Raw genomic sequence first — 12,755 nt, 5'->3', positions numbered from 1 at the left:
CAACATGAGTAGTCAACACAAGCTGTTGCCTTCATTGCTGGATCGATTGCTCGACGATCGTCCACATCAATCCGTGGAATCGTCATCGCAACGGTTGAGCTCGCTGGCCGATTACAAGGCCAGCATCGTTCGTGACCTGGAGATTCTGGTGAACACTCGCCAGTCTCTGGTCGCTAACGAGCTGGAAGGTTTCGCCAATCTGAGCGGCACCATCCTCGACTACGGTATGCCCGACTTCACCAGTAGAAGCGTGCTCGACCCACAGGATCGTCTTTTGATCCAGCGCCAGCTGGAAAAGGCCATCTCGGTGGGCGACCGACGCTTTCGCAGCGTGAAAGTCCAGTTGCTTGCACAACAGACCGGCCAACGCATGCTGACTTTTCGTGTGGACGCAGTACTGCGTCTGCAGGACATTTCGCGTCAGGTTTCTTTTGACGCCGTGCTGCAGGTCAACACTCAGGAATACAAAGTGCAGAACCTCAACTGATGCTCGACGATCTGCTGCCCTATTACGAGAAGGAACTCTCGCACCTGCGCTTTCTGGGCCAGGAATTTGCCGCTCAATATCCGAAGATCGCTTCGCGACTGCTGATTGAGGGCGACAACTGCGAGGACCCGCATACCGAGCGCCTGATCGAGGCGTTCTCGTTCCTGTCGGCGCGCGTGCACAAGAAACTCGATGATGAGTTTCCGGAAATCGTCGAGTCGTTCCTCGAGGTGCTGTACCCGCATTACCTGCGCCCTACCCCGTCGATGTCCATCGTCGAGTTCAACATGGGCAAGCAGGAAAAGGTCACCGAGTCCTATCGTGTGGCACGACACACCGAACTGCATGCCAACCCGGTGGATGGCATCGTGTGCAAGTTCCGGACGTGCTACCCGGTCGAGTTATGGCCGATTGCCGTGCAGAGCGCGTCGTTCATCGAAATGGAACGCTCGGCGTTCAACGGCCACAGCGCAGACCTGATTGCGCGTCTGCGCATTGGCCTGACGGCCACCTCCGACGTGTTGTTCGGCAAGATGGAGATGGACAGCCTGCGCTTCTTCCTCGATGGCGAAAGCACGCTCATGCACCAACTGTATGAGCTGCTGTTCAACAACCTGGCCAAGGCCACGCTGACCTTCGAAGACGAAGGCCGCACTCGCGAAGTGGTGCTGCCAGCCGGTGCCTTGAAATCTGTCGGTTACGGTCTGGATGAAGGGCTGGTGGATTACTCGGAGCGCTCGTTTCTGGGTTACCGGTTGCTGCACGAGTACTTCACCTTCCCGGACAAGTTCATGTTCTTCGACCTGTCGGGCTTTGCGCGCATTCTGGCGGGCAAAGAGATCGCCAAAGTGGAGATCAATTTCTACTTTTCCGACTACGACCTGACGGACCGTCTGGCGCGCCTGACGCAGAACGTCAGCCGCAACAATTTCAAGCTCAACTGCACGCCGATCATCAACCTGTTCCGCCAGCAGGCCGAGCCGATCAAGCTGACCCACGTCCAGCATGAATACGCTGTCACGCCGGATGTGCGCCTGCAAAGCTCCGCCGAAGTGGTTTCGATCGATCGCGTGCGGCGGGTGAAGAAGATCAATGGCAATGACCAGGTCGGCACCTGCCATCCGTTCTTCGAACCACGTGGCGATCAAGGCCCGGGGCAGAGTTTCTGGATCGCTCGGCGCCGCCCTACGCAGAGCCGGCAAAGCGATGGCTCGAACATGTTCATCCGGGTCGTGGATCGGGATCTGGAACTGATCGATTCCAACAACGACACGCTCAGTATACGTCTGACGTGCAGCAATCGCGACCTGCCATTGATGCTGCCTTTTGGCGGCGAGCGCGGCGATTTCAACATTCCGTCGAACTCGGTGATCAAGGACATCCGCTGCCTGCGCAAGCCGACGGCGACGGTGCGCGTGCCGCTGGGCAACGGCGTGATCTGGCGGCTTATTTCGCACCTGTCACTCAACCATATGTCGCTGGTTTCCAAGGGACGCGAGGTGCTGCTGGAGCTGCTGTCGCTTTACAACTACCGCAACGTGTCGGCGATCCGCAAGCAGATCAACGGGATCGTTTCGGTGAGCAGCGAGCCGGTCGTGGCACGCATCGGCCATCCGCGGCCGAACTTCGTGCGCGGCGTCGGCATCACGCTGAAGTTCGATGAAAGCCAGTACACCGGCAGTGGCGTGTTCCTGTTCGGCATGGTGCTTGATCACTTCTTTGGTCAGTACTGCTCGATGAACAGCTTTACCCAATTAACCCTTCGCACCTTGCAGCGCGAAAAGAGAGTGGTCCAATGGCCCCCGCGAACAGGCGATCAACCCCTGGTCTGATCGACCAGGCAAGGGCTGAGCCGCACCGATTCGAATTTTTCCAGTTGGTGCGTTTGCTTCGCCTGCACTACAGCAGGAACGGGCGTATGGACCTGGAAACCAGGCCACACGAAGATCCTCTGCGCTTTCGTTCGCAGCTGTCGCTGAACTTCCCGGCCAGTGAAGTCAGCGACCTGCAGTTCGAACGCGAAGGCAAGCTCTCGGCGGCAGGTTTGCCGCTGTCCGAAGTGCAGGTCACGTTCATGGGCCTGGTCGGTCCTTCGGGCGTGCTGCCGCGCCCGTACACAGAGCTATTGATCGACCGACATATTCAGTATCGAGACGACGCTGCACATGCGTTTCTGGATATTTTTTCGCATCGCATGACCACGCTGTTTTACGAGGCGTGGCAGAAGTACAAGTTTTACATCGAGTACGAGCGCAACGGCACCTCGAACTTCGACCGTTATCTGCTCAACCTGGTGGGTTTCGGTCCAGAAGGCCTGAAACAGAAATTCGACAAGGGCGAGTCTCCGCTGCGCCGCGAACTGTTCAGCTACTTCTCGGGGATGTTCGCGCAGAAGCCGCGCAACGCCCTGAACCTTGAGGTCATGCTGAGTTTTTACTTCTCGCTGCCGTTCAAGATCCAGCAATTCGCCGGACGCTGGCTGAAGCTCGACAGCAGCCAGTGCACGCAGTTGGGCCGCAAGAATGCAGTGCTGGGGCAAAGCGCTGTGGCCGGCAATCGCGTCTGGGATTACCAGTCGTGTGTACGTATCGAAATGGGTCCTCTGGAACTGGCCGATTACCAGCGTTTTCAGCCGGGCACCGAGGATTACCAGAAGCTTGTTGAACTGGTGCGTTTTTACATCGGTGCCGAACTGGACTTCCAGATTGCGCCGAAGCTCAAGCGCGAAGCTGTACCCGTGGCCCGTCTGGGTCGCCAAGGCAATGTATCGCTGGGCTGGCTTGGCTGGCTCAAACGCCCCGGTGTCGACGTGGAGCCTTCCCGTTGCGCCGTTTTCCATATTCCTTTTGATGGGGTCTCCCTGTGAACCTGAAGTCCCTGTTCGCCAAGCTGAACGAAACGAGCCGCACTGCCACTGAAAGCGCTGCTGCGCTGTGCCTGTCGGAGAACCATTACGACGTTGAAGTCGAGCACTTGCTGCTGCAATTGCTCGATAACAACGACAACGATCTGCCAGTGATCCTGCGCCACTACGATGTGGTGCCTGATCGCCTGCAGGCACAGTTGGTCACTGCGCTGGGGACGTTCAAGAAAGGTAACACGCGGACGCCTGCGCTCTCGCCGCACATCACGCGCATGATCGAGCAGGCCTGGGTGCTGGCATCGATCGAGTTCGGTCAGTCACAGATCCGTACCGGCCATCTTGTGCAGGCCTTGCTGGATGACGATGCACTGCGTCGCGTGGTCATCGGCTCGGCGCCGGAGCTGGAGAAGATCAACGCTGACGACCTGCGCCTGAACATGAGCGCACTGGTCGAGGGCAGCCCCGAGACCAAGCTGAGCAAGCCACTGGCGAACGCCGACGCCAGCACGGGCGCCACCACCAAAGGCAACGGCAAGACGCCAGCCCTGGACCAGTACACCGTCAACCTGACCCAGAGCGCTCGCGATGGCCGGATTGACCCGGTGCTGGGACGCGAATTCGAAGTGCGGCAGATGGTCGACATCCTGACCCGCCGCCGCCAGAACAACCCGATCCTGACCGGTGAAGCCGGCGTCGGTAAAACAGCCGTGGTGGAAGGCCTGGCGCTGCGCATCGTGCAGGGCGACGTGCCGTCGGTGCTCAAGGGCGTCGCCATTCACACGCTGGATCTGGGCCTGTTGCAGGCCGGTGCCGGGGTCAAGGGCGAGTTCGAGAACCGCCTCAAGTCGGTCATCGAAGAAACCAAACGCAGCCTGCACCCGATCATTCTGTTTATCGATGAAGCCCACACGCTGATCGGTTCGGGCGGGCAAGCCGGGCAGAACGATGCCGCCAACCTGCTCAAGCCTGCCTTGGCGCGTGGCGAGCTGCGCACCATCGCCGCCACCACCTGGGCCGAGTACAAAAAGTATTTCGAGAAAGATGCCGCACTGGCTCGACGCTTCCAGGTCGTGAAAGTCGAAGAGCCTGACGAAGACAAGGCCATCCACATGCTTCGCGGGTTGCTGGCGAAGATGCAGGAGCACCACAAGGTCACCGTGATGGACGAAGCGCTGGTGCAGGCCGTGCGCCTGTCCAACCGCTACATCACTGGCCGCCAGCTGCCCGACAAGGCGGTCAGCGTGCTCGACACCGCTTGCGCACGCGTTGCCCTGGGCCAATCGGCACAGCCGGGAGCGCTGGAAGACTGCAAGCGTCACATCGACAACCTGAACGCGGAAATCGCCGTACTGGAGCAGGAAACCGCCAAGGGCAGCGACCACGCTCGCCGTCTGACGGCCCTGCACGAAGAGCTGAAAGCCGAACAGGAGACCCGCGAGTCGCTGGAGCAACAGTGGAAGCGCGAGCTGGAACTGGTCGAAAAGCTTGGCGCACTCAGCGTTCCGGAAAGCGGCGAGCCTGATGCCGGGCAGATTGCCGCCGTACGCGCCGAACTGGCCAGCGTGCAAGGCGAGCAACCTCTGGTCCACGCACTGGTCGATGGCGGCACGATTGGCGAAGTGATTTCCGGCTGGACCGGCATTCCGCTGGGCAAGATGCTGCGCGACGAAATCGACACCGTGCAAAGCCTGCCCGCGCTGCTGGGCGAACGCGTGCTGGGTCAAGACCATGCACTCGAAGAGATCGGCAAGCGCATCAAGATTTCCCGTGCCCGCATGGAAGACCCGAACAAGCCGATCGGTGTGTTCCTGCTGCTGGGCCCGAGCGGTGTCGGCAAGACCGAAACGGCACTGGCCCTGGCTGACACGCTGTATGGCGGCGAACGTAACGTCATCACCATCAACATGTCCGAATACCAGGAAGCCCACACCGTCTCCAGCCTGAAAGGCTCACCGCCTGGCTACGTAGGTTATGGCGAAGGTGGCGTGCTCACCGAAGCCGTGCGCCGCAAGCCTTACAGCGTGGTACTGCTCGACGAGGTGGAGAAAGCCCACCCGGATGTGCTCGAGCTGTTTTTCCAGGTCTTCGATAAAGGCGTGCTGGACGATGGCGAAGGTCGCGAGATCAACTTCCGTAACACCGTGATCATCCTCACCTCCAACACCGGTACTGACCGCATCATGCAGTGGTGCCTGAACACCGAGCAGAAGCCGACCCCCGATGACATTGTGGAAGGCCTGCGCGACGAGCTGAATCAGGTATTCAAACCGGCCTTCCTGGGGCGCCTGACCATCGTGCCGTATTACCCGGTGCAGGACGCGATTCTGGAACGCATCGTCGGCCTGAAGCTGGAGCGCATCCGCAAGCGTTTCGAGCGCAATCATCAGGCGGTGCTGCGTTACGACGAAGCGCTGATCAAGGCTATCGCGTCGCGCTGCACGGAAGTCGACAGTGGCGCACGCAATATCGACAACATCCTGTCCAAGACCCTCATGCCGGAGCTCGCTCAGCGGGTGCTGGAGCGGATGGCACAGGACAAGCCGATTCAGAGCCTGACCATCGACCTGGGCAGCGATGGCGACTTCGCTTACACCCTGACCTGATCGATCACCCCATAGGTAAGACGTGATGAATAAAAGACTTCAAGGCAATTGTTCCTCGAAGCCAGCCTTGGCAAGGTGCCTGGCTGTTCTGGCAATGATGATGGCTCTGTCCGCCTGCGGCGTGACAGACCGCGTCGCCAAGCGCATGGATGACACCTGGGCTGGCGACATGATGTTCGGTGACAACGAAAAGGTCATCCTGACCACTGACGGCGGCAACCAGCTCAACCCTGACGAGTACGGTAAACCGCTCTCGGTGGTGGTGCGCGTTTATCAGCTGTCCTCTCTGGAGCGCTTCGAGTCGATCAACGCCGACACCCTCTGGGATGATCCGCAAAAGGCTTTGGGCAACACCCTGGTCGAAAGCCGGGAGCTGATTCTGTTGCCTGGCATGGGCCAGACCGATCAGTGGCCGCTGAACCCGAATGCCTCGTATGTGGGCATCGCGGCGTTCTTCCGCACCGACGTCGACAGCCGCTGGAAGGTCGCGTTCGACGCCAACACGCTGCGCAAGGACGGTATCTGGTTCTCGTCCGACGGCGTGCGTGTGCTGGTGGATAACAACTACATCCTCGCGGTGCGTGGTGTGGACGTGCTGAACAAACTCAAGACTGAAGAGCAGTTCAACAAATCCAATTCGATTCCCGAACAACCGGCCAGCAAAAGTATGACCGAGCGCGCGCAGGACGCAGCTGTCCAGCAGGTTCAGGACTCGGCCGGCAGTGCTGCCAAAAAAGCAGCAGACTCACAATTCAATTCTCTGTTGGAAGGCGCCAAATGAGTAAACAAAGCCGCGTGATGTGGTCGGAAGGCATGTTCCTTTTGCCGCAACATTTCCAATATCAGGATGAGTTTCATCAACATCAGCTTGCTGAGTCGACGCTGCGCTCCACGCCCTTTCACTGGGGCGTGCAAACGCTGGAAGTCGACGTCGAGGCGCTGGCGACAGGCTCCCTGCAACTGAAGCGTCTGAAGCTGGTGTTCCCGGACGGCAGCCTTTACGACGCGCCGCAGCACGACCCGCTGCCCGCCGCCCGCGACCTGAAAAACCTGATCAAAGGCGGAGAAATCAAGGTCTACGCGGCGCTCAAACTGCCTGAGCCCTTTGGCCTGAATTACGTTGAAGACGGCCAGGAACAGAAGAGCGCGCGACGTTTTCGCAAACAGTTCGACACCCTGCCGGACCTCAACGAAGGCGATCTGGAAAACGAAATCACCAGCCTGCGCCTGAACGTGGTGATGCTGGTCGATGGCGACAGTCTGGATGGCTACAGCTACTGCCCGATTGCCCGACTGGCACGCAACAGCATCGGCGGCTTCAACCTGGATGCGCATTTTGTGCACCCGACGCTGCACGTGGGCACCCACGAGACGCTGGTCGGTCTCGGCAGACGTTTGATCAGCGTGCTGCAAGCCAAGAGCAAGGCGCTTTCAGGCCGCCGCCGCGAGCGGGCTGACCAGATCGCCGAGTTCGGCTCCAGCGACGTCACCTTGTTCTGGCTGCTGAATACGGTCAACCGCGCCTACCCGCAACTGGCTCACCTGCTGGCGCATCCACGCCTGCACCCGGAGCGTCTGTATTTGTTTCTGGCGGAACTGGCGGGTGGTTTGCTGACCTTCTCGCTGGACACTCAGCTCACCGACATCCCCGATTACGATCATCAGGACCCGGCGGCCTCGTTGGTCAAGCTCGACGAACTGGTTCGTCTGCTGCTTGAAAACGTGATTCCGAACCAGTGCATCGTCATCAACCTGAGTCAGGTCCGGCCTTCGTACTGGCAGGGCCAGTTGCTGGACCCCCGCCTTACCGAAGCCGATTTTTACATCTCGGTGCATGCCGACATGCCTGGCTCCAGCCTGCTGGAACTGGTGCCACGTGCGTTCAAGGTCGGTTCGCCGGAAGACATCGAAGTGGTGGTCAACAGCGCCATGCCGGGCGTCACGCTGAACCACTCGACGCGTCTGCCAAACGCCATTCCGGTGCGCCTGGACAACCATTACTTCTCCATCGAGCCGCATGGCCGCGTGTATGAACGCATGATGGAGGCCCAGGCCATTTCCTTCTACGCGCCCAGCGCGTTTACCAATCTCAAGCTCGAACTGTTGGCGGTGCTTAAATGACTGAAGCCGTGATGCAAGGTGCCGCTACGGCCGCAACCGAAAAACCTACGCTCAAAGACCTGGTACGTGACTTCATCACCATGGCGCTGATTGTCCGTCGCGGCCGCCAGGCGATCTCGGTCACTGCCTTCGAATCCAGTGTCGATACCTTTTTCGCCAACCTGGAGCGTCAGGCGCGCAGCGCCAATTACAGCGTCGAACAGGTCAAGGACGCCCAGTACGCACTGTGCGCATTCCTCGATGAGAGCGTGCTGCGTTCGGGTGACAACGACATGCGTCGCCACTTCGAAATGGAGCCGTTGCAGTTCCGTTATTTCGGGGTTCACCTGGCGGGCGAAGGCTTCTTCGAGAAAATCGAACTGCTGCGCGCCGACGTGAAAAAGAACCTGGATGTGCTTGAGGTGTATCACCTGTGCCTGGCACTGGGTTTCGAGGGCAAATTCGGGCTGGGTCAGAAGGACCAGTTGCGCTACCTGGCCAACACGCTGGGCCAGGACATCGCACGCTACCGCAAGACGCCAAAGGCGCTGTCGCCTGACTGGGCACTGCCTGACCAGGTGTCGCAAATGCTTCGCCATGAAGTTCCGGTATGGCTTTACCTGGTGCTCATCGCCCTCGTATGCCTGGGTGTCTATCTGACGCTTGACTGGTTGCTGGGCAAAGACGTGGCCGCGTTGGCCGAACAAATCAGCCAACTGTTCAATGCTTGAGTCCCGATCAGGTAACCGAGTCAGGAAGACATGAAGACATTACTGCGCCTGTTAAAAAGTTTCTGGTTCCTGGTCCCGATACTGTGGCTGATCAGCCTGGCTGTCTGCTGGTTTTTCGCCCCAAGGATCAGTTGGCTGCAAGGCTACACGCTCGAAGCGATGGCGATCATCAGCGCCTTCTACCTGCTGCTGATCGTACTGCGCCAATACCGGCGGATTCGCACCGAACACAACCTCGAGAATCTGGTTCAGATCGAAGTTGACCGCTCGCTGAAGTCCACCGGCGAGTTCCGTGATCAGCAAGTGCTGCGCGACCGCCTCAAGCATGCCATTGCCATGCTGCGCACCGATCGTTCGGCAGGTGGTGGCGGCTCCTCGGCGCTCTACGATCTGCCCTGGTATCTGGTCATCGGCATGTCCGCAGCGGGCAAAACCTCGTTGCTGACCCGCTCCGGCCTGTCGGCCAGCATTGCCAGCAGCGCCAATGACACGGAAAGCGGCACCCAGCACTGCGACTGGTACTTCAGCCCTGAAGCCGTGATGATCGACACCGCTGGCCGCTACCTTCGCGACGATCAGTCCGCCAGCGAATTCGCGGCGTTCCTGCGCATGCTCAAAAAGCAGCGCAGCAAGGCCGCCGTCAATGGTCTGGTGCTGGTGGTCAGCCTGCCGGAGCTGTTGGCCGCCTCTTCCGCCGAACGTAACGAAATGGGTGCGCGCCTGGTCACGCGCATCGAGGAATACACCGATTGCCTGGACGCCAATCCACCGATCTACCTGATGCTGACCAAGACCGACCAACTGCCCGGCTTCAACCAGGCCTTCGACGGCATGGACCTGAACGAGCGCCAGCAGCCGCTGGGTATGACGTTCGGGCTGAACGAGATCAACACCGAAAGCCTGCGCACGGTGCTCGATCGCAAGCTGGCGAACTTGCAGGCGCATGTCAGTCGCCACGTCGATGCACAGATCATTGCGCTGGGTGCCGATGCCAACAGCGCCCTGCTGAACTTCCCCAACTACTTTGCCGAGCTGTCGACGATCCTCGAGCAGTTCCTGCAGCATTTCGCGCGCAGTAACGTGAACGGTACTCAGTTGTTGCTGCGCGGCCTGTATTTCACCAGCGCCCTGCAAACCGACAAGCAACTGACACCGGTGTATGAAGACGAGCTGTCAGAGTCGTTCGTCCTACGGCCGGCGAAGCCATACGGTGCAGTGGAGGAAGAGGAAGAAGAACACCGGAAAATCAGTGATCGCAGTTACTTCATCACCGATACCTTCCGCCGCGTCATTTTCCCTGACCGTGACCTGACCCTGTACCAGTCACGGCATGGCCGCGACCGCTCGATTGGCCCGATCGTCATCGCTGCGGCGCTGTTCGCCGGGCTGGCCTTCATCGGCTGGCAGGCCCTGTCGTTCCAGAAAAACCGCGAGTGGCTGGCCAACATCAGCCAGCAGTTGCGCGAACTGGAGCAGTCCCCGGACCGGGCAAAACGCCTTGCCTCGGGCCAAGGCCTGGAGCTGCTGCGCAATCAGCTGGCAACCATCGAGAAATACCGCACCAAGGGCGTACCGCTGCAACTCAGCGGCGGCCTGTACCGTGGCGACGATATCTACTTCGCCACCCAGACCGCTTACTTGCAGCAACTGCGCACCCAGGCGCTGGAGCCGATCACGCTGAAACTGCAATTGCAGATGCGTGAATTCAACGAGTTCGCCAAAACCATGGACCCGCAGTATGGCTTCGGGGCCGCTCCCGCCGGTTCCGACAGCAAAACCGGCAAAGCGCGTGCGCAAGGCCGGAAACTGCTGGACCGTGGCGCTCGCAATGTCGCTGCAGGCCGTCCGACCAGCCTGAGCAGCATTCCGCGCAGCACCGGCGACGTGACCAATCGCCTGACCGGCGCCGCGAGAAACACGGCCAGCCAGACACGCAGCGAGGCCATCGCCGCGCTGCGTAACCCGGCCACCGCAAACGATGCGGCCGAGTTGTCGGCCACCACGGGCGGTTTGTCGCTGTCGGAGGAGATGCTCGGACGACTCGATGAACGGCAGGTGGCATCCATCATCGAGTCATACAACGCTCTCAAGCTTTATCTGATTCTGACTCAGCCGACCACGCACCCGGAAACCGAGTTCGTCAACGCGGCGTTGCCGGTGGCCTGGGCGGATATTTCCAGCGAGGCCAATCCGATCAGCGACGACGTCATCGAGGACAACTCGCCGGTCTACGTACAGTTGCTCAAGAACGGCGACGCGCCGGCCAAGCCACGCAATGAGCAGTTGATCGACGAGACCCGCAAGAGCCTGAAGTTTTTCATGATCTCCAGTTCGCTGGTGGACCGTGAATACCTGCGCCTGCAACTGGAGTCCAGCCGTCAGTTTCCCGCTATCGGCCTGAATGATCTGGTGCCGATGCCGGGTCGTCAGTTGCTGTACGGTTCGGAAGCCGTGCCTGCGATTTTCACCCGTCAGGGCTGGGAAGAGTTCGTGAAGCCGGAGCTGATCAAGCTGGTGTCCGGCAATCTGCGTAACGAATCGGACTGGGTGCTCGACGGTGAAGGCGGCGACAGCGTGGTGCAGAAAGCCAACTTCGTCCGTGAGTTCATGTCCCGTTACAAGCGTGACTACACGCAGGTCTGGTACACCATGATCGACAGCGTGGGCGTGCGTCGCTTCAGCGACATGGCCAACGCCACGCAGCAGTTGTCATTGCTCAGTGACGTGCGCAATTCGCCGGTCAAGCTGCTGCTCGCCGCCGTCAACGACAACACGCAATGGGACGTCCCTGCTGTTCGCGAAGCGCAACAGACCGGGGTCAAGCGTGACGATGGCTTCTGGGGCAAGGTCACCGGCATCTTCGACAACAAGGAAGCAGCGGCCAGCGTACTGGTCTCGCCGCTGCCTGCGGTGGATGACGGCAGTCTGGCCAAGCGCTTCGAGCCTGTATCGCGGGTTTTCGCCACACAGAATGCCGAAGGCGCCGACAGCACCATCATGGATCGCTACCTGGCAGCACTGCGCAAACTCAAAGTGCGGATGAACAACATCCAGCGCTCGCAGGATGTCGGCAAGAGCAGCAAGCAGTTGATCAGCGAAACCCTCGAAGGGCAGCCGAGCGAAGTCACCAACGTGCGTAACTACGTTGAAACCACGGTCGATACCAGCCAGGGCGGGCTTTCCACTTCGCTGCAAAGCCTGTTCAGCCTGCCGATTCAGTTCGCCTGGGAAACGCTGCGTGATCCGGCTGGCGAACAGATCGCCAAAGCCTGGGCCAAACAGGTCGCCAAGCCTTGGGAACAGGTCATGGCTCACCGGTACCCGATTGCTGCGGACAGCCGCAACGAGGCCTCGGTGAAAGACCTGCAGCGTTTCGTCGACCCGGAGTCGGGCCTGCTGCCCAACTTCAAACGCAATGAAATCGGCAATCTGTCCGATGGCGAAGGGCTCGGCATGGGCAGCGGGGCCAAGGCGGCGCCGCTGGTCAACCCGAAAATGGTCAGCAACATCGACAAGGCCAGTTCTCTGGGCGAAGTCATCGCCAGCCTCTCGGACCGCGACAACGGTTTCGAGATCATGCTTGAGCCGTCGGCCTACTTCACCGATATCATCTTCACGCTGGATGGCCAGGAGCAGCACTACCGCAACGGCAAGACCAGCTGGAGCCGCTTCTCGTGGCCTGGCACTACCACAGCGCCAGGCGCACGCCTGGATGTAGTCACCCTGTCCGGCGAACGCATTACCGTGTTCGACTACACCGGCCGCTGGGGCCTGCTGCGCATGAACGACAGCGCACGCGTCGCTGACCTTGACGGCATCCAGCAGCGATTCAGCTGGAACACGGCCAAAGGGCCGGTCAGTCTAGTGGTACGCAACTATGGCGGCGTGAAGCTGACCGACCTGGCCAACGTCAAGGCGCTAAGCGCGCTTAACGCAACCGATGGGCGGACCAAGTGAGGATGCACATGCTG

8 protein-coding genes are annotated in these 12,755 nt (G+C 60.0%); all 8 read left to right on the top strand.

The window, feature by feature from the left end; all coding sequences use genetic code 11:
- Window positions 1–4 precede the first annotated feature (4 nt).
- From tssE to ACW55A_RS14690, 8 genes are read left to right on the top strand one after another with little or no spacing between them, the layout of a single operon-like run.
- Window positions 5–487: a type VI secretion system baseplate subunit TssE gene (gene tssE, locus ACW55A_RS14725; RefSeq protein WP_003420335.1), complete on the top strand. Its 483-nt coding sequence runs from the start codon at window positions 5–7 to the stop codon at window positions 485–487.
- Window positions 487–2,319: a type VI secretion system baseplate subunit TssF gene (tssF, locus tag ACW55A_RS14720; protein WP_003434826.1), complete on the top strand. Its 1,833-nt coding sequence runs from the start codon at window positions 487–489 to the stop codon at window positions 2,317–2,319. The genes tssE and tssF overlap by 1 nt, the downstream gene beginning before the upstream one ends.
- Window positions 2,283–3,353 (top strand): type VI secretion system baseplate subunit TssG, encoded by a 1,071-nt coding sequence (tssG, locus tag ACW55A_RS14715; RefSeq protein ID WP_024640475.1) that lies wholly within the window; start codon window positions 2,283–2,285, stop codon window positions 3,351–3,353. Before tssF ends, tssG begins: the two co-directional genes overlap by 37 nt.
- Complete coding sequence (gene tssH, locus ACW55A_RS14710) at window positions 3,350–5,953, top strand: type VI secretion system ATPase TssH (RefSeq protein WP_003434829.1); 2,604 nt, start codon at window positions 3,350–3,352, stop codon at window positions 5,951–5,953. Before tssG ends, tssH begins: the two co-directional genes overlap by 4 nt.
- Before the next feature lie 25 nt (window positions 5,954–5,978).
- Window positions 5,979–6,734, top strand: coding sequence for a type VI secretion system lipoprotein TssJ (gene tssJ / locus ACW55A_RS14705; RefSeq protein WP_004415260.1), 756 nt, complete (start codon window positions 5,979–5,981; stop codon window positions 6,732–6,734).
- Window positions 6,731–8,074, top strand: a complete 1,344-nt coding sequence (tssK, locus tag ACW55A_RS14700; protein WP_003434831.1) for a type VI secretion system baseplate subunit TssK — start codon at window positions 6,731–6,733, stop codon at window positions 8,072–8,074. Before tssJ ends, tssK begins: the two co-directional genes overlap by 4 nt.
- Complete coding sequence (gene icmH / locus ACW55A_RS14695) at window positions 8,071–8,784, top strand: type IVB secretion system protein IcmH/DotU (protein ID WP_003318805.1); 714 nt, start codon at window positions 8,071–8,073, stop codon at window positions 8,782–8,784. The genes tssK and icmH overlap by 4 nt, the downstream gene beginning before the upstream one ends.
- A 30-nt stretch (window positions 8,785–8,814) precedes the next feature.
- Window positions 8,815–12,741, top strand: coding sequence for a type VI secretion protein IcmF/TssM N-terminal domain-containing protein (locus ACW55A_RS14690; RefSeq protein ID WP_498811385.1), 3,927 nt, complete (start codon window positions 8,815–8,817; stop codon window positions 12,739–12,741).
- The last annotated feature ends 14 nt before the right edge of the window (window positions 12,742–12,755 follow it).

This window comes from Plantibacter cousiniae (nom. nud.) (assembly GCF_977070315.1).
The sequence above is the reverse complement of the archived record's forward strand: the minus strand, read 5'-3'. Positions and strand labels throughout refer to the sequence as shown.